This window comes from Streptomyces flaveus (assembly GCF_014647675.1).
GTDB lineage: Bacteria > Actinomycetota > Actinomycetes > Streptomycetales > Streptomycetaceae > Streptomyces > Streptomyces flaveus.
On the sequence record NZ_BMPQ01000001.1, the window covers coordinates 202871 to 222011 of the forward strand.

Sequence of the window (19141 nt, forward strand, 5' to 3'; positions counted from 1 at the left end):
CACGCCCCCTCCCGCCGGAGGGCAAGGTGCGGGCAGTCGGGGGTGCGGGCTCGTTCGGGGCGGGGTTTTTGGGCGCGGGAAGCCGCAGGCTTTTGCTTTTAGGGGCGCGGGGAACTGCGCGACCAGCCACGAACCACCCGCAGCCGCGACACGCAGTGTCGCCCCCCACCCCCTGGCGGGGAGCCTGGGGGCGGCAGCCCCCTCACGCGGCGGAGCCGCAAATTGATACAGCCGGGAAGGGGCGGGGCTGGGGAAAGAAACCCCCGCCCACCGACCCGCACCCTAGAACGGTTCGAAGTCGTCGTACTCCCGCTCCGCCTCGTCCCGCTCCGCCTGCTTCTCGCGGCGACGCGTAACGGCAGGGCGGGGAGCCTCGAAGCGATGGTCCTCGCCTCGGCGGCCGAGCATCTCCGCGCCGGCCATGACCGTGGGCTCCCAGTCGAAGACGACGGCGTTCTCCTCGGGGCCGATGGCGACGCCGTCGCCCGTGCGGGCACCCGCCTTCATCAGCTCGTCCTCGACGCCGAGACGGTTGAGGCGATCGGCGAGGTAGCCGACGGCCTCGTCGTTGCTGAAGTCGGTCTGGCGGACCCAGCGTTCGGGCTTCTCGCCGCGTACGCGGAACAGCCCGTCCTCCTCGCGTACGACCGTGAAGCCCGCGTCGTCCACCGCCTTCGGACGGATGACGATCCGCGTCGCCTCCTCCTGCGGCTTGGCCGCGCGGGCCTTCGCCACCAGGTCGGCAAGGGCGTACGACAGCTCCTTGAGACCGATGTGCGCGACCGCCGACGCCTCGAAGACCCGGTAGCCCCGCGCCTGAAGATCCGGGCGGACCATCTCCGCCAGATCCTTGCCATCGGGTACGTCGATCTTGTTGAGGAGGACGATGCGCGGGCGGTCGCCGAGGCCGCCGTACTGCTTCAGCTCCGCCTCGATCAGGTCGAGGTCGGAGACCGGGTCTCGGTCCGATTCGAGTGTGGCGGTGTCGAGTACGTGGACCAGGACCGAGCACCGCTCGACATGGCGCAGGAACTCGAGGCCCAGCCCCTTGCCCTGGCTCGCCCCGGGAATCAGGCCGGGCACGTCCGCGATCGTGTAGACCGTCTCGCCCGCCGTCACCACCCCCAGGTTGGGGACGAGCGTCGTGAACGGGTAGTCCGCGATCTTCGGCCGCGCGGCGGACATGGCCGCGATCAGGGACGACTTGCCCGCACTCGGGTAGCCGACGAGCGCCACGTCCGCGACCGTCTTCAGCTCCAGGACGATGTCCTGCATGTCACCGGGCACACCCAGCAGCGCGAACCCGGGCGCCTTGCGCCGGGCCGAGGCCAGCGCCGCGTTTCCGAGACCGCCGCGACCGCCCTGTGCGGCCACGTAGGCCGTGCCGTGCCCGACCAGGTCCGCGAGTACGTTGCCCGCCTTGTCCAGTACGACCGTGCCGTTCGGCACCGGCAGGATCAGGTCCTGGCCGTCCTTGCCGGAACGGTTGCCGCCCTCACCGGGCTTGCCGTTGGTGGCCTTGCGGTGCGGGGAGTGGTGGTAGTCGAGGAGCGTCGTGACGGACTGGTCGACGACCAGGATCACGTCACCGCCACGGCCGCCGTTGCCGCCGTCCGGGCCGCCCAGCGGCTTGAACTTCTCGCGATGGACGGAGGCACAGCCGTGGCCTCCGCTACCCGCGGCGACGTGCAGCTCGACGCGGTCCACGAAGGTGGTCATGGGATGTGCCTCCAGTTACGTACGGAAATCTCTGCTCAGGTGAAACACGCGAAAGGCGGACCCGCTTCCCGTACGGGAAGTGAGGTCCGCCTCGCGAAAGATCCGGTCAGGCGACCGGAACGATGTTCACGACCTTGCGGCCACGGCGCGTACCGAACTCGACCGCACCGGCGTCAAGGGCGAACAGCGTGTCGTCCTTGCCGCGGCCGACGCCGCTGCCGGGGTGGAAGTGGGTGCCGCGCTGGCGGACCAGGATCTCACCGGCGTTGACGACCTGACCGCCGAAGCGCTTCACGCCGAGCCGCTGAGCGTTGGAGTCGCGACCGTTCCGGGTGGACGATGCGCCCTTCTTGTGTGCCATCTCTCCTCAGTCCCTTACTTCGCAGCCGCGGGGATCTCAGTGACCTTGATCGCCGTGTACTGCTGGCGGTGGCCCTGACGACGGCGGTAGCCGGTCTTGTTCTTGTAGCGAAGGATGTCGATCTTCGCGCCCTTGTGGTGGTCCACGATCTCGGCCTGGACCTTGATGCCGGCGAGCACCCACGGGTCGCTGGTGACGGCGTCACCGTCGACAACGAGCAGAGTCGAGAGCTCGACCGTGTCGCCGACCTGGCCAGTGGAAATCTTGTCAACCTCAACGATGTCGCCGACAGCAACCTTGTGCTGGCGACCACCGCTGCGCACGATGGCGTACACGCGGATCTCTCTCTCGCTCGATTCGGAATCCCCGCAGTCCAGCCGCCGACAGAAGCAGACGGCCTCTCCCGGGGCGCAAGCCACCGGGAGGAAGAGGTTTACGGGAATGCGGCGCATCTGTGGACACACCGAGGGTCAAGGTTACGGGGCCCTGACCAGTGGGGTCAAACCGGGTCCCGGGGCGGGGCCGGGCCGTCCGCACGGAGCGTTGTCGGCTGACCGGCTTCGGGTACACCGAAGCCCTCTGACCGGCGAGTTGTCTGCCGGTCAGAGGGCGTCGAGGTGTCGGTCGAGGCGGTTCAGTCCTCGTCGGTGGCGGCCGTGACGGTGGACGACGACGGCGTCTGCTCCGCCGCAGCCGTCTTCTTCGTCGCGGCCTTCTTCACAGTCGCCTTCTTGGCCGTGGCCTTCTTGGCGGTCGCCTTCTTGGCCACCGTCTTCTTCACGGCGGCCTTCTTCGCGGTCACCTTCTTGGCCGTCTTACGGGCCGCCTTCTTGGCCGGAGCCGCGACGGCGTCCTCGGTGTACTCGGCTTCCGGGGCCGGGGCCTCGGCCGGTTCCTCCGCCGGGGCCGACGGGACGACCACGACGGCCGTCTCCTCCGGGGCGGTGGGCGCGGTGGCCATCCGGACCGCGCGGCGGCGCGGGCGCGCCGGGGCCGCGCTCTCGGCGACCGGCTCCGGCTGCTGCTCGGCGACCGGCTCGGGCTGCGGCTCGGCTACGGGTGCCGCGACCGGCTCGGTGACCGTCACCACGGCCTCCTCCGCCGCCTTCGGCGAACCGGCCGGCGCGGAGACCTTGCGGGTCGCCCGACGACGCGTACGCCCCTTGGGCGCGGCCTCCTCGGCGGCCGGGGCCTCGACCACCGGGTCCTCGGCGGCCATGGGCTCCGCCTGAGCGACGGCGGCCGGCTCCGGCTGTACGGGACGCTCGGCCTCGTCCTCGGCGGTCACGGTCTGTGCCGTCGGAACCTCGGCCTCGGCCCTGCGCTCGGGCCTACGGGACTCGGAGCGCGGCGCACCCGCCGGCGCCGACGCACGCCGGCTGGCCCTCCGCCGCGAACGGCCGCCCCGGGTGGCCGCGGCCTCCGCCTCGGCAGCGCTGCTGTACAGATCCTCGTCCGGTACGAAGGCGGGCTCGGCCAGCGCGACGGGCGCGGCGACCTCGGCGGCGACCTCCGCCTCGGTCTCGGCCTCCTCCTCGGCGGTCTCCACGGCCTCGGCGATCGCGGCGGGGACCTGCTCGGGCACCGTCTCGGCACCGGCCCGCGCACGCTTCTTGCGCTTGCCGCCGCCACCGACGGCGGTCGGCTGCTCCATGTGCACGATGACGCCACGGCCGTTGCAGTGGACGCAGGTCTCGGAGAACGACTCGAGCAGACCCTGGCCCACGCGCTTGCGCGTCATCTGGACGAGGCCCAGCGAGGTCACCTCGGCGACCTGGTGCTTCGTACGGTCGCGTCCCAGGCACTCCAGGAGGCGCCGCAGCACCAGGTCCCGGTTGGACTCCAGGACCATGTCGATGAAGTCGATGACGACGATACCGCCGAGGTCGCGCAGCCGCAGCTGGCGCACGATCTCCTCGGCCGCCTCCAGGTTGTTCCTGGTCACGGTCTCTTCGAGGTTGCCGCCCTGACCGGTGAACTTGCCGGTGTTGACGTCGACCACGATCATCGCTTCGGTCTTGTCGATCACCAGCGAGCCACCGCTCGGCAGCCAGACCTTGCGGTCCAGCGCCTTCGCGAGCTGCTCGTCGATGCGGTACGAGGCGAAGACATCGACCTCGGACGTCCAGCGGGACAGCCGGTCGGCCAGGTCGGGGGCCACATGGGCGACGTATCCGTGGATGGTCTCCCACGCCTCGTCGCCGCTGACGATGACCTTGGTGAAGTCCTCGTTGAAGATGTCGCGGACGACACGGACGGTCATGTCCGGCTCGCCGTACAGCAGGCTCGGAGCGTTGCCGCTCTTCGCCTTCTTCTGGATGTCCTCCCACTGCGCCTGCAGCCGCTCGACGTCACGACGCAGTTCGTCCTCGCTCGCGCCCTCGGCGGCGGTGCGCACGATGACGCCCGCGTCCTCGGGGACGATCTTCTTGAGGATGGTCTTCAGACGGGCCCGCTCGGTGTCCGGAAGCTTGCGGCTGATCCCCGTCATGGAGCCTTCGGGGACGTACACGAGGTAGCGGCCCGGCAGTGAGACCTGGCTGGTCAGACGCGCGCCCTTGTGCCCGATCGGGTCCTTCGTGACCTGCACGAGGACCGACTGGCCGGACTTGAGGGCGGTCTCGATACGCCGCGGGCCGTTGGCCATGCCCAGCGCCTCGAAGTTGACCTCACCGGCGTACAGGACGGCGTTGCGTCCCTTGCCGATGTCGATGAAGGCGGCCTCCATCGACGGCAGTACGTTCTGGACCTTGCCGAGGTAGACGTTGCCGACGTACGAGGTCGACTGCTCCTTGTTGACGTAGTGCTCCACGAGCACGTTGTCCTCGAGTACACCGATCTGCGTACGGTCGCCGTTCTGCCGGACCACCATCACGCGCTCGACGGCCTCGCGGCGCGCCAGGAACTCGGCCTCGGTGATGATCGGCACCCGGCGGCGGCCCTGCTCGCGACCTTCGCGGCGGCGCTGCTTCTTGGCCTCCAGACGGGTCGAGCCCTTGATGGACTGCACCTCGTCCACGCCGGTACCGGGCTCGTCCTTCTTGCGGGGCTCGCGGACCTTGACGACCGTACGCTCCGGGTCGCCGTCGCCCGGCTCGACCTCGACGGGCGCGTCACCGGCACGACGCCGACGGCGCCGACGGCGACGGCTGCTGGCGGAGCCGCCGGACTCCTCGCGCTGCTCCTGAGCGTCTTCGTCGGCCTGCTCGTCGATGTCCTCGGCGTCCTGGGCGTCCTGCCCGGCGGCGGTCTCCTCGTTCTCCGAGGCCTCGCCGTCGGTCTCGGCGTTCTCGCCCCGACGACGCCTGCGGCCACCGCGACGGCGCCGACGACGCGAGCCGGTCTCCTCGGTCTCGTCGCCCTCTTCCTCGGCGGACTCCTCGGCCTCAGGGGTCTCGGCGGGCTCCTCAGCCGCGGCCCGGCGGCGACGGCGCCGACGCGGACCGGTCTCCTCCTCGACGGACTCGACGGGCTCGACCGGTTCCGGGGCCGCCGTCTCGGTGACGTCCTCTTCCTCTTCCTCGGCCTCGGCAGCGGCGGCGGCTGCCGCGCGCTCCGGCGTCTGGAACATCGGCTCGGTGAACACGGGCGCCTGGAAGACGGCGACAGCGGGCCGCGCGGGCCGCTGCGCGGTCTCTTCCTCCTCGGCCTGCGGCTTCTCGGCGGCCCTGGGTGCTGCGGGCTCGGCGAAGCCCGCGGCGGCGGTCTTACGGGTCGCACGACGGCGCGTACGACGCGGGGCGGCGTCCTCCGCTGGGGCCTCCGGCTCGGCGGCGTCGGTCTGGTCGGTCTCGGCAGCGGCCACAGGGGCCTCCCTGCGCTCGTCACGGACAGCGGCCTCGGCGGTGGGCTCCGCCTCGGCGGCCTCGGGCGCACCGGCGGGCGCGACGGCGCGACGTGTGGCACGACGGCGCGTACGGCGCGGGGCGGTGTCCTCGGTCTCGGTGGTCTGCTCCGGCTCGACTACGGCGGCGGGCTCGGTGGTGGTCTGCACGGTCTCGGCGGCGGGCGCGGGGGCCCCGCTACCGGCCGCTGCGTCGGTCTCGGGCGCGGAGACACGACGCGTGGCGCGCCGACGCGTACGCCCGGCAGGCGCGGCCTCACCGACGGCAGGTTCCGCTTCGGCAGCCGCAGAGGCGGCGGTCTCGGCCGCGGGCTCCTCGGTTGCAGCAGCGCTCGCCCTGGGCGCCGCGATGTCGTCACCCGACGCGGCAGCGGACGCGGTCACCACGACCTCCGTCGCCTCGGCGGCCTCGGGCGCACCGGCCGGCGCGGAGACACGACGCGTCGCACGACGACGCGTACGCCCGGCGGGCTCCTCCACGGCCGGAGCGGCGGCAGCGGCCTCGACGGGCGCAGTGGTCTCGGCCGGCGCGGACTCCTCCGCAGCCGGAACGACAGCGGCAGCAGCGGCAGCCGGCTCGTCGGCGGCGACCGCCTCTGGCGCCACCGCCGTCTCCTGCGCAACGACCGTCTCAGAGGCCGCCGCGATCTCCTCCGGCTCCTCCGCCGCGAGATCGGCGGAGCTCACCGGCGATACGGCCGGTGCCGTGGTCTCGGCCACGGTCGCGGACTCGGACGTCGCCGCGGGCGGCCCCGCGGGACGGGACGCGGCGCGGCGGCGCCGACGTGGCGGCAAGGTGTCGCTGGGGGTGTTGTTCTCGGAACCCTCAGCGGGTTCGTTCGGCTCGAGCATGCGGGTGGATCTCCCGTCAGGCTCCCGGGCGCCGCACCTGGTCCGGCTGTACCGGTGACGTCCGCGGCTCGCGCGATGCGCGGTGCCGCCGTCCGGGGCGCGGGCGCCGCACGGGAGCTCTCTGTGTTCTGTCTCGCCGGTTCCGTACGCCGTGTTGCGTACGGCCTGGCGAAAGTCTTGTGGTCGGTGCGCTGCCCGACCCAGGTGGCTCCCGAGTACGAGGGCGGCGCTACGACGTCCGTCCTTACGCGGGACCTTCCTTACGCCGGCGCTTTCGCGGCGGCGGTGGCTGCGGCCATGAGTGGGGCGGCTGCCACTGCCTCGCGGTCGGGCGCGAGCGGGTCGGTCACCGTGCCGGTCTCTTCATCGAAAAGCCCCTGCGCCAGCCTGGTCACCGCTGCGGGGACCGGCGGCGCCAGGTCGGCCACAGCTCGGAGACCGGACAGGACGTCGTCGGGTCGTACGGCAGGCGTCACGTGCCGAACAACCAGCCGCAGTATCGCACAGGGCTGGTCGGTCGGCCTATCGGGCTGTGAACTGTCCGTCTCGGGACGGGCACTGTGCGCCTCCAGGCTCGCGACCGCGGCGCGGGCGTCGAAGGTGCGCATGCCGTTCTTCATCTTGCGCTGGACCTCGACGGTCTCGGCCTCCATGAAGGCGTCGACCGCGCGCTCGGCGTCCGCAGGCGCCACGCCGACGAGACGCAGCTCCCAGACGGAGGCCGTGAGCCGGTCGGCGAGACCCGACGTACGGGCCTCGACCGCGTCGACGATGTCGAGCCCGGCGGGCATCGACTCGTCGAGGAGCGCACGCAGCTTCTCGGGATCGCGCGCTTCGGTGAGCGCGATCTCCAGGTACTCGGCCTCGCTGCCCGTGCCGGTGGGTGCGGCATTGGCGTACGACACCTTCGGGTGCGGAGTGAACCCCGCCGAGTACGCCATCGGCACCTCGGCGCGGCGCAGCGCACGCTCGAAGGCGCGCTGGAAGTCACGGTGGCTGGTGAACCGGAGGCGGCCGCGCTTGGTGTAGCGCAGTCGGATGCGCTGCACCGCGGGTGCGGGCGGCGGGCCTTCGGGCTGTCGCTTGCCCAGTGGTTCTTCTCCTCGCTGTGAGGCGGTACGTACTGCACCACCCCGTGGACGTGCGGTGGACCTCGTCGTCCCGCGTGGGCGGGAACGGTGGCGGATGACGCCTTTCGGCGTCCCCCCGGTCCGGATCATCCCCGTGTCGGCGGGGACAGGTCGTCGTGTCCGGACCTACCACCCAGAGTACGCGCAGCGGGCACCGTGGGTTCCCGGAGTCCCTTGGCCAAGGACACCGGCTCGGGTTCCGGCGGCGTCCCGAAGAGCATCCGCCGGATGTCGGCCCGGGTCTGCCGCGCACTCTCGCGAGCGCTGGTCAGGGCCTGCCGGGCAGCGCGTCCCACACTGCGCGCGGCCTCGGCGGCGGGCCGCCAGATCGCGTCCCGTACGAGGTGTCCGACGGGCGTGAGCACGCTCTTGTACACCCACCGCACCGGCTCCACGAAGATCCACCGGAAGAGCCGCCCGAGGAACCGCCCGACGGCGAGCGACACATACCCGGCGACCCGCCACGCGTGCCCGATCGCCGTGCCGATCTCGCGCGCGACGACGGCGATCGCCCGCCCGACCGGCACGAACACCCAGCGCCACAGAGCGACGGCGGGCACGACGAAGACCCACCGCAGCAAGGTCCCGACCACCCCCGCGACCCAGGTGACCCCCACCCAGACCCCACGCCCGACCCAGGTCACACCGGCCCAGAGACCCCCACCGATCCACGCCACAACGGCCCACACACCACGAGCGACCCACACGACCCCGGCCCAGCCCCCGCGACAGACCCACGTCACGCCCGCCCACACCCCGCGGCACACCCATGTCACGCCCGCCCACACCCCGCGGCACACCCATGTCACCCCGGCCCACACCCCGCGGCACACCCATGTCACCCCGGCCCACACCCCCAGGCCGACCCAGGCGATCCCCGCCCACAGCGTCAGCGCCAGCCACGCCACCCCGGCCGCGATCCCCCGCGCCACCCAGGCGATCCCCCGCCCGCTCGGCGCCAGCACCCACGCGTACAGCCAGCCCGCCGGAACGACCACCAGCACCCGCCACAACCAGGCACACCCGGCCCCGATCCCCCGCAGCGCCGCCACGATCCCGTGCCCGAGAGGCGTCAGCACCCGCGCGTACAACCACACACCTGGCACGACCACCAGCACATGCCCGAGCCACCCCAGCCCCCGCCCGACGGGCACGACCACGTACCGCCACAGCCCCACCCAAGGCCATACGAACACCAGCTTGGCCAGCCACCCGAGGACGAGCACAACTCCCTCGACCAGCCACACAACCGACCGCCCGACAGGCGCGAGCACCCACATGACCGCCCGCCCCAGCGGCCGGAACACCGTGTCCCTGAGGAAACGCCCGCCCACCACCAGCGCGTCCCACACCATCCGCACCGGCACGACCAGCACGAACACCACGATCCGCACGGGTATGCGAATCGCGACCGCGAGACACCCCTCGGGCGCCGCGTCCTGCTGCCGCTTCGTCTCGTACGGCCGCGCCTCAGGCTCCGCGGGCGGCGACTTCTCCAGGTCCATGCCGACGGAGACGCGTCAGCGCCCCGTATGGATCCAGAACCTCAGCTTTCCGCTCCGCTCGTCCTCGAACTCTCCACCATTGGCCTCGATGACCTTCCGGGAGCCGACGTTGGTGGTGTCACAGGTGACGAGCACCCGGTCGAGCCCAAGGGCACGCGCATACGGCAGAACGTCGCGCAGCATGGCGGTGGCGTAACCCTTCCGACGCGCGGTGGGCCGTACGCCGTAGCCGATGTGGCCGCCGTAGTCGCGAAGGTGGGGCGTCAGACGGTGGCGTACCTGGATCCGGCCGAGATAGGTCTCGCCGTCCACGTACCAGTACCAGCTGCCGGGCACGAACCCGTCGGGCCGCCGCCCGTCCTCCAGCTCCTCCTCGCGGATCGCGGCGACGTAGCGCGCGAACCCGTCCGGCGCGTGCCAGCTGTCGCCGTACACGGCGAGCTCCCGCTTGAGGGTGTCACCGAAGTACTCGCCCTCGGCGAGGTTCTCCTGAACCGCCGCCAGGAACGACGTACGGAAACGGAGATCAGGGCTGATGAGCTGCGGCATCGCCTCATTGTGCCGCGACGCACGAGGGCCCGACCACGGCTTTTCCGCCGACGGCCGGGCCCTCGCCTCGTCCTGCTTCGCCCTACTTGACCACCGTCAGCGGCAGCAGCTTCTTGCCCGTAGGCCCGACTTGAATTGTCGTGTCCATGGCGGGGCACACCCCGCAGTCAAAACAAGGCGTCCACCGGCAGTCCTCGACCTCCGTCTCGTCGAGGGCGTCCTGCCAGTCCTCCCAGAGCCAGTCCTTGTCGAGGCCGGAGTCGAGGTGGTCCCAGGGGAGGACCTCCTCGTACGTACGCTCGCGGGTGGTGTACCAGTCGACGTCCACGCCGTACGCGGGCAGCGTTTTGTCGGCGCACTGCATCCAGCGGTCGTACGAGAAGTGCTCGCGCCAGCCGTCGAAGCGGCCGCCGTCCTCGTAGACGGCGCGGATGACGGCGCCGATGCGGCGGTCGCCGCGCGAGAGCAGGCCCTCGACGATGCCCGGCTTGCCGTCGTGGTAGCGGAAGCCGATGGAGCGGCCGTACTTCTTGTCGCCGCGGATCTTGTCGCGCAGCTTCGTGAGACGGGCGTCCGTCTCCTCGGCCGACAGCTGTGGGGCCCACTGGAAGGGGGTGTGGGGCTTGGGGACGAAGCCGCCGATCGACACCGTGCAGCGGATGTCGTTCTGGCCCGAGACCTCGCGGCCCTTCTGGATCACGCGGGTCGCCATGTCGGCGATCTGCAGGACGTCGTCATCGGTCTCCGTCGGCAGGCCGCACATGAAGTACAGCTTCACCTGGCGCCAGCCGTTGCCGTACGCCGTCGAGACCGTCCTGATCAGGTCCTCTTCCGAGACCATCTTGTTGATGACCTTGCGGATGCGTTCCGAACCGCCTTCGGGCGCGAAGGTCAGACCCGACCTGCGGCCGTTACGAGTGAGCTCGTTGGCCAGGTCGATGTTGAAGGCGTCGACCCGGGTGGAGGGCAGGGACAGGCCGACCTTGTCCTCCTCGTACCGGTCCGCCAGGCCCTTCGCGATGTCGCCGATCTCCGAGTGGTCGGCGGAGGAGAGGGAAAGCAGGCCGACCTCCTCGAAGCCCGTCGCCTTCAGACCCTTGTCGACCATCTCGCCGATGCCCGTGATCGAGCGCTCGCGCACCGGGCGCGTGATCATGCCGGCCTGGCAGAAGCGGCAGCCGCGCGTGCAGCCGCGGAAGATCTCCACCGACATGCGCTCATGGACCGTCTCCGCGAGCGGGACGAGGGGCTGCTTCGGGTACGGCCACTCGTCCAGGTCCATGACCGTGTGCTTGGACACCCGCCACGGGACACCGGACTTGTTGGGTACGACACGTCCGATACGGCCGTCCGGCAGGTACTCCACGTCGTAGAACGCCGGGATGTAGATGCTGCCGGTCTTCGCGAGGCGGAACAGGACCTCCTCGCGGCCGCCCGGCCGTCCCTCCGCCTTCCAGGCGCGGATGATCTCCGTCATGTCGAGCACGGCCTGCTCGCCGTCGCCGATGATCGCCGCGTCGAGGAAGTCGGCGATCGGCTCGGGGTTGAAGGCGGCGTGGCCGCCGGCCAGGACGATCGGGTCGTCCACCGTCCGGTCCTTGGACTCCAGGGGGATCCCGGCGAGGTCCAGGGCCGTCAGCATGTTCGTGTAGCCGAGCTCCGTGGAGAAGCTGAGCCCGAGCACGTCGAACGCGCGCACCGGCCGGTGGCTGTCCACCGTGAACTGCGGGACGCCGTGCTCCCGCATCAGCTCCTCGAGGTCCGGCCACACGCTGTACGTGCGCTCGGCGAGCACGCCCTCGCGCTCATTGAGGACCTCGTAGAGGATCTGCACGCCCTGGTTGGGCAGCCCGACCTCGTACGCGTCGGGGTACATGAGCGCCCAGCGGACGTCGGAGCTGTCCCAGTCCTTGACGGTGGAGTTGAGCTCACCGCCTACGTACTGGATCGGCTTCTGCACATGCGGCAGCAGGGCCTCGAGCTGTGGGAAGACCGACTCGACAGACATCGTGGTGGGGACCTTCGTGAGCTGACAGGGGGGACCCTCAAGACTAACGCGTTCCCACGAGCCCCCCGGCCGCCGCGAAAATCGTCGCCCAGGCTTCTGGCAGGGCCCGCTCGACGTCCGCCGCCCGCTGCTCCTCCCGGCCGTACAGCACCCCGTACGTGAAGGAGTTCTCGCCCGCCGCGTGGGCCTGGGTGGCGAGGTCGCGCAGGGCGAGGCGGGTCATGACGCTGTCCTGGTGGTCGCCGAGGAGGCCCTGGAGGGACTTCATCGACTTGACCAGGTCGGCGGCGGGTTCGCCGAGCGCCTTGGTGGCGGCCTCCGCCGCGTACCGGGTGCGCTTGGCCTTCTTGCGGGCCTCGTGGATGGCGAGGTCGCGGTCCGTGCCGGGCAGTGTGTCGATGGCCTGGACGACCAGGGCGGAGAGCTTCGCGAAGTCGCCGCGGACTGCCTTGCCGATCACCTTGTCGGGCGTGCCCGCGGCGGCCTTGAGGAGCGGCGGTTCGGCGACCAGGGAGTCGAGGGTGGCGAGCAGGTCGAGGTACCGCTTTCCGTCGAGGACCGCGATCAGCCGGCGGCGCGATCCGCCGCGGCGGGCGTGCGTCCAGGTGCGCAGGCGGGTGCGGACGGGGCCGGTGACCAGAGTGCGCGGCAGTTCGTCGAGGGCCGCGGTCAGCCGCTCGGTGAGCACCTCCTGGTCGCGGTCGACGCCCAACTCCCCGGCCAGCCACTTGAGTTCGTCGCCGATCGGGTCGGTGACGGCCCGGTCCAGGACCTTCCCGTACGAGCGGAAGCTGCTGCGCAGCCGGCGGGTGGCGACGCGCATCCGGTGCACGGAGTCGTATACGTCGCGCCGTACGGCCGGGTCGAGTTCGACGATCGCGTCGCGTTGGGCGCGTACGTACGCGAGGACGTGGTCGCCCGCGGTGGACGGCTCGGGCTCCGCGGTCACGACGACCTTGGGCTTCTTGCGACCGGTCTGCTTGGGCTGCTTGGCCGGCCCGGTCTTCCCGGTCTCCCCCGGTTCCCCGGTCTCCGCCAGTGCCCTGGCCAGTTTGGAGGCGGACTTGGAGCGGCTGATCCCGGCTTTGCGGAGCTTCTTCTCGACCTTGTCGAGGAAGGCGGGGTCGCCGTCGTCGGCCAGCTCCACTTCGATCTCGGTCCAGTCGGTGCTGCCGTCGCCGCCGCTGAGCCGCTCGGCGCGTACGCGGTCGACGCTGACCTCGGCGAGCAGTCCGCCGGAGGCGTCGACGAGATGGCGGACGTCGCGCGCGGACTGGAGCCTTACGACGGGGAGCAGTTCGGCGTCACGTACCCGGGAGCGGACGAGTCCTGTCAGGGCCCGGGGCAGGGCGTCGGACAGCGGGGCGCGGATCTCGTCGCGTACGCCGTCGGAGACCGGCAGCTTCAGATGCCAGCCCGCGTCATCGCCTCCGGTACGGCGGCGCAGCGTGATGGAGGCCGCGGCGAGCCGCTGGTCGGCCGTGTCGTAGTAGGTCGCGTCGAGCTCGGCGAGGCCCTTGTCGATGACGCCCTCGACGCCGCTCACGCCGGTCAGATCGGGAAGCCCCGCGCTCTCACCGGCTTCATACTTGCGCTCGATCTCCCGCTTTGTGTCCGCCATGAACTGAATCTAGTCACGATTTCGCATCTGGGGCAGACCCCAAAAGCCACCCGCTCGTCATCTGAGACGCATTTAACGTTCTTCTGGGCGTTACTTGCCTACGCGGATTTGCCAAAGTCCGATGCGGTCCCGCGCTCCTAAGGAGGCCGCAGGCCTCCTAGGGGCGCGGGGAACTGCGCGACCAGCCACAACGAACCCGCAGCTTCGAAACTGCCTTACCCAGCGGAGCGCCTACGCCGACATCGGCCGCTGCACCCTGATCGACTGCAACAACCCCACCGCCACCCACACCGCGAACATCGACGACCCTCCGTACGACACGAAGGGCAGCGGCAGCCCGGCCACCGGCATGATTCCCAGCGTCATGCCCACGTTCTCGAAGGACTGGAACGCGAACCAGGCGATGATCCCGGCGGCGACGATCGTGCCGTACAGCTCGGTCGTCTCGCGGGCGATGCGGCATGCGCGCCACAGGACGATGCCCAGCAGCAGGAGGATCAGGCCTGCGCCAAGGAAGCCCAGCTCCTCGCCCGCGACCGTGAAGACGAAGTCCGTCTGCTGTTCGGGGACGAACTGGCCGGTGGTCTGCGAGCCGTTGCCGAGCCCGGTGCCGAACAGTCCGCCCGAACCGATCGCGATGCGGGCCTGGTTGGTGTTGTAGCCGACGCCGGCCGGGTCGAGCTCGGGGTTGGCGAAGGCGGCGAAGCGGTTGATCTGGTACTCGTCGAGAACCCCGAGCTGCCAGACCGCGATCGCGCCGGCGGCACCCGTGCCGATGAGGCCGAGCACCCAGCGGTTGGAGGCGCCGGAGGCGAGCAGTACGCCGAGCACGATGATGACCATGACCATGACCGAGCCGAGGTCGGGCATGAGCAGGACGATCAGTATCGGGACGGTGGCCAGGCCCAGGGCTTGCAGGACCGTGCGGTGGTCGGGGTAGGGCTTGTCACCGGCGTCGACCCGCGCGGCCAGCAGCATCGCCATACCGAGGATGATCGTGATCTTCACGAACTCGGAGGGCTGGAGCGAGAATCCGCCGGGCAGCTTGATCCACGCGTGCGAGCCGTTGATCGTGGCGCCGAGCGGGGTCAGCACCAGCAGGATCAGGAACACCGAGAGGCCGTACAGGATCGGCACGGCCGTACGCAGTGTGCGATGGCCGAGCCAGACGGTGGCGATCATCAGGGCGAAGCCGATGCCCGTGTTGAGCAGGTGCCGGACCAGGAAGTAGTACGGGTCGCCCTGGTTGAGCTCGGTGCGGTTGCGGGTCGCCGAGTAGACGAGGGCCGCGCCGATCACAGAGAGGGTGATGGCCGAGAGCAGTATCGGCCAGTCGAGCCGGCGCGCCAGCGAGTCGCGGGCGAACAGCCGGGCCCAGACGGAGCGTTCGGGCCCGTAGCCGGAGACGGAGAAGCCGCTCGCGCCGGTCATTCGGTGGTCCTCCGCCTCTTCTTGGAGCGATCGGTGCGCCGTCGGGTGTCGCGGTTGTTGCCGGTGTTCGGGGAGGGCACGGTGGCGGCCGGGTCGTCACCGGTCGCCGGCTGCGGGCTCTCCTGGGTCGCTTCCTCCTGCGGCACGTACTTCTTGATCTTCGGGGCGTCGATCGAACCGTCCGGCTGGATCTTCGGCAGGCTCTTCTGCGGCTGGGGCAGCAGGGCCTTCTTCTTGTCGATCTTGCCGTCGTCGGAGACGCCGTACAGCGCGTCGTAGATGTTGCGCACGGCGGGGCCGGAGGCGCCGGAGCCCGTACCACCCTGGGAGATGGTCATGACGACCGTGTAGTCCTCGGTGTACGTGGTGAACCACGAGGTCGTCTGCTTGCCGTAGACCTCGGCGGTACCCGTCTTGGCGTGCATCGGGATCTTGTCCTGCGGCCAGCCGACGTCGGCGAAACGCCAGGCGGCCGTACCGCGGGTGGCGACTCCCTCGAGGGCTTCGTCTATCTCGTCGCGCGTCTGCTTCGACATCGGCAGCTTGCCGTGCGACTTGGGCTTGATCTCCTGGACGCTCTTGCCGTCGGCGCTGACGATCGCCTTGCCGACGGTCGGGTCGTACATGGTGCCGCCGTTGGAGATCGCCGAGTAGATGGTGGCCATCTGGATCGGGGTGACGAGGGTGTCGCCCTGGCCGATGGAGTAGTTGACGGAGTCACCGGCGCGCAGCCTGTTGCCTTCGAGGCAGTTCTCGTAGGCGATGCGCTCGGCGTAGTCGCCGTTCTTCTTGCCGGTCCTGCACCAGGAGTCCTTGTTGGCCTTCCAGTAGTCCTGCTTCCACTGGCGGTCGGGGATACGCCCGGTGACCTCGTTCGGCAGGTCGATGCCGGTCTCCTTGGCGAGGCCGAACTGGTGGGCCGTCTTGTAGAACCAGTCGCTGGCGTTCTTCTTCGGCTTGTTGCCGCCGTCCCGCTTCCACTCCTCGTGGGAGAGCCGGTAGAAGACGGTGTCGCAGGACACCTCGAGCGCGCGGCCCAGCGAGATCGGGCCGTATCCCTTGGACTCGAAGTTCTTGAAGACCTGGCTGCCGATGTTGTACGAGCTGGAGCACTGGTACGGGCCGTCGAAGGAGTAGCCGGCGTTGACCGCGGCGGCCGTCGGGATGACCTTGAAGACGGAGCCGGGGGCGGACTGGCCCTGGATCGCCCGGTTCAGCAGCGGGTAGTTGGACTTCTTGCCGGTGAGCCTCGCGTAGTCCTTGCCGGAGATGCCACCGACCCAGGCGTTCGGGTCGTACGACGGGTTGGACGCCATGGAGACGATGCGGCCCGTCTTGGACTCCATCACCACGACGGCGCCGGAGTCCGCCTTGTAGTTCTCGCCGGTGTTGTCGTCGAACTCCTTGCGGGCTTCCTTCATCGCCTTCTGCAGCTCGTACTCGGCGACGCGCTGGACCCGGGCGTCGATGCTGGTGACGAGGTTCGCGCCGGGCTCGGCCGGGTCACTCTTGGCCTCGCCCATGACGCGACCGAGGTTGTCGACCTCGTAGCGGGTGACGCCGGCCTTGCCGCGCAGCTGCTGGTCGTACTGGCGCTCAAGGCCTGAGCGGCCGACCATGTCGGAGCGCAGGTACGGGGAGTTGGTGTGCTCGGCCTTGGTGATCTCCTCGTCCGTGACGGGCGAGAGATAGCCGAGGACCTGCGCGGTGTTAGCGTCGCCGGGGCTCGCGTAGCGGCGTACGGCCTGGGGTTCGGCGGTGATGCCGGGGAAGTCCTCGGAGCGTTCGCGGATCTGGAGGGCCTGCTTGGGCGTGGCCTCGTCGGTGATGGGGATCGGCTGGTAGGGCGAGCCGTTCCAGCACGGCTGCGGCGTCTCGGAGTCGCACAGCCGCACCTTGTCCATGACGTCCTTGGGCTTCAGGCCCAGCACGTCGGCGAGTTTGGTGAGCACCGCCTCGCCGTCGTCCTTCATCTTCAGCAGATCGGTACGCGAGGCGGAGACCACGAGCCGTGTCTCGTTGTCGGCGATCGGCACACCGCGCGCGTCGAGGATCGAGCCGCGCACGGCGGGGCTGACGACCTGTTGGACGTGGTTGCCGGACGCCTCCTTGGCGTAGGCGTCGCCTTCGCGGATCTGGAGGTACCAGAGGCGTCCGCCGAGGGTGGCGAGGAGGGAGAAGACGAGGACCTGGATGATGATGAGCCGGATCTGGACCCGTGGGGTCCGGCCGGTCTCGGGGATGTTGGTCACAGCTGCTGCCTCCCCCTCTCAGTGTGTGTATGTGTCATGTCCGACGCACCTGTGAGACCCGCGGCCCGCCAACTTCCATGCGCTCACAGCCGCTTGACCCCCTTGATGCGTCCCGCGCGGGCGATGCGCGACTTCGTGGACTTCATGCGCAGGCCGGTGCGCTGACCGCCCAGGCGCAGGCCGCCGCGCTGACCGCCGAGGCCCCCGCCCGTGCCGGAGGACAGCCAGCCCGTGGAGACGTCGGTCTTGGTGGAGGCGGTGGCCTCGGCGATCGGATCGTTGTCGGCGCGCCGGGCCAGCGCCATGATCCCGGGGACCACGAAGGGCGCGAGCAGCAGGTCGTACAGGGCGGACGTGAACAGCAGGCTGCCCAGGCCCACATGACGCGCGGCGGTGTCACCGACGAGGGCCCCGACTCCCGCGTACAGGAGCGTGGACCCGATCGCCGAGGCGACGACCACGACCATCGGACCGGTCGCGGATCTGACCTGGCCCTTGTCGGGCTTGGCGAGCCCCGCGAGGTAGCCGATGAGGCACAGCACGAGCGCGTAGCGCCCGGCGGCATGGTCGGCGGGTGGCGCGAGGTCGGCGAGCAGTCCGGCGCCGAAGCCGACGAGGGCGCCGCCGACGTGGCCGTACACCAGGGCGAGGCCGAGCACGGTGAGCAGCAGCAAGTCCGGTACGGCGCCCGGTAGTTGGAGGCGGGCGAGGATGGTCACCTGGATCACCAGGGCGACGATCACCAGGGTGGCGGAGAGCAGCATTCGGTTGAAGCGCATGCGGGTTCAGCTCCTACTGCTCTTGCTGCTGCTGGGGCAGGCCGTCGGCGGGCGCTCCGGCCGAGGGGGTGACCGTCACGGTCACCGTCGGCCTGGGGGTCGGCTTGGGTTTGGGCGGCAGCACCTGGTCGCGCGGGTCCCTGGGCGGGGCCTTGGTGACGACGCCGACGACGTCGAGCTTGCTGAAGCCGACGTACGGCTCGACGTAGATGGTGCGGGTCAGATCGCCGCCGGAGGGGTCGACGCGAGAGACGACGCCGACGGGGACACCGGGCACGAACGGCTTGTCGGCCTGGGAACCGAAGGTGACCAGACGATCCCCCTTCTTGATCTTGGCCTTGCCGTTGAGCATCTCCACGCGCAGCGGCCGGTCGCCCTGGCCGGAGGCGAAGCCGAGTTCGTCGGTGGACTCCATGCGCGTACCGACCGTGAAGTCCGGGTCGCTGGCGAGGAGCACGGTGGCGGTGTTGGGCCCGACAGTCGTCACCCGCCCGACGAGACCGTCCCCGTTCAGGACGGTCATGTCGCGCTGGATGCCGTCGTTCGCGCCGACGTCGATGGTGACGGTCCAGGAGAAGCCCTGGGCCGCTCCTATCGCGATGACTTCGGCGCCCTTGATGCCGTACTGTCCGGCACCCGCCGTCTTCAGGATCTTGTCGAGCTGCTTGAGCCGGCTGCGGTTACGGTCGTCGCTGCCCAGCTTCGCCTTCAACGCGGCGTTGTCCCGCTCCAGTTGGGCGATACGGTCGTGCCGGTCGCCGGAGTCGCGGACCGCTGCGATCGCGTTGCCGACGGGGTCGACCGCGGAGGACACCCCGTTCTCGATCGGGCCGAAGACCGTGGCGGCGGCCGAGCGGGCCCCGTCGACGGGTGAGTCCTCGCCGCCGCGGATGTCCACCGTGATCAAAGCGAACGCGATGGCGATCAGCAGCACCAGGAGCAGCCGGCTCTCTCGTGTGTCCCTCACGTGCGGCGGCCGTGCCTTCCTCGTCGGATTCGTGTGGGGCTCCCCTCGGCCGGGGCGCTATGGGGGAGCTCATGTCTCTATATCAACGCTCCGCCGCACGAGAAGAGATCGTCTCGTACGGCG

At 70.4% G+C, this 19141-nt stretch carries 13 protein-coding genes; all 13 read right to left on the reverse strand.

Annotated features, from left to right (window positions below; translation table 11 throughout):
- Positions 1-282 precede the first annotated feature (282 nt).
- Complete coding sequence (gene obgE / locus IEZ21_RS00945; RefSeq protein ID WP_189319982.1) at positions 283-1719, reverse strand: GTPase ObgE; 1437 nt, start codon at positions 1717-1719, stop codon at positions 283-285.
- Between the two features lie 106 nt (positions 1720-1825).
- On the reverse strand, positions 1826-2080 hold the full coding sequence (gene rpmA, locus IEZ21_RS00950) for a 50S ribosomal protein L27 (protein ID WP_033328070.1): 255 nt from the start codon (positions 2078-2080) through the stop codon (positions 1826-1828).
- A 14-nt stretch (positions 2081-2094) separates the two neighbouring features.
- Complete coding sequence (gene rplU / locus IEZ21_RS00955; RefSeq protein ID WP_189319983.1) at positions 2095-2415, reverse strand: 50S ribosomal protein L21; 321 nt, start codon at positions 2413-2415, stop codon at positions 2095-2097.
- A gap of 299 nt (positions 2416-2714) precedes the next feature.
- Positions 2715-6776 (reverse strand): Rne/Rng family ribonuclease, encoded by a 4062-nt coding sequence (locus IEZ21_RS00960; protein ID WP_189319984.1) that lies wholly within the window; start codon positions 6774-6776, stop codon positions 2715-2717.
- A 260-nt stretch (positions 6777-7036) separates the two neighbouring features.
- On the reverse strand, positions 7037-7825 hold the full coding sequence (locus tag IEZ21_RS00965) for a TIGR03936 family radical SAM-associated protein (protein ID WP_189319985.1): 789 nt from the start codon (positions 7823-7825) through the stop codon (positions 7037-7039).
- Between the two features lie 167 nt (positions 7826-7992).
- The gene (locus tag IEZ21_RS00970; protein WP_189319986.1) at positions 7993-9411 is read right to left on the reverse strand and encodes a hypothetical protein; all 1419 of its coding nucleotides are present in this window, start codon (positions 9409-9411) and stop codon (positions 7993-7995) included.
- A 15-nt stretch (positions 9412-9426) separates the two neighbouring features.
- Entirely contained in the window at positions 9427-9960 is a 534-nt protein-coding gene (locus tag IEZ21_RS00975; protein ID WP_189319987.1) for a GNAT family N-acetyltransferase, read from the reverse strand.
- 82 nt (positions 9961-10042) lie between these two features.
- On the reverse strand, positions 10043-11968 hold the full coding sequence (locus IEZ21_RS00980) for a TIGR03960 family B12-binding radical SAM protein (protein WP_189319988.1): 1926 nt from the start codon (positions 11966-11968) through the stop codon (positions 10043-10045).
- A gap of 43 nt (positions 11969-12011) precedes the next feature.
- Complete coding sequence (locus IEZ21_RS00985; protein ID WP_189319989.1) at positions 12012-13589, reverse strand: CYTH and CHAD domain-containing protein; 1578 nt, start codon at positions 13587-13589, stop codon at positions 12012-12014.
- 231 nt (positions 13590-13820) lie between these two features.
- A complete protein-coding gene (gene rodA / locus IEZ21_RS00990) occupies positions 13821-15020 on the reverse strand; it encodes a rod shape-determining protein RodA (protein ID WP_189319990.1) in 1200 nt (399 codons plus the stop codon).
- Positions 15017-17272, reverse strand: coding sequence for a penicillin-binding protein 2 (gene mrdA / locus IEZ21_RS00995; protein WP_189319991.1), 2256 nt, complete (start codon positions 17270-17272; stop codon positions 15017-15019). Before mrdA ends, rodA begins: the two co-directional genes overlap by 4 nt.
- An 83-nt stretch (positions 17273-17355) precedes the next feature.
- Positions 17356-18051: a rod shape-determining protein MreD gene (mreD, locus tag IEZ21_RS01000; protein ID WP_033328057.1), complete on the reverse strand. Its 696-nt coding sequence runs from the start codon at positions 18049-18051 to the stop codon at positions 17356-17358.
- Positions 18052-18064: 13 nt separating this feature from the next.
- Positions 18065-19018, reverse strand: a complete 954-nt coding sequence (gene mreC / locus IEZ21_RS01005) for a rod shape-determining protein MreC (protein ID WP_189319992.1) — start codon at positions 19016-19018, stop codon at positions 18065-18067.
- Positions 19019-19141 lie beyond the last annotated feature (123 nt).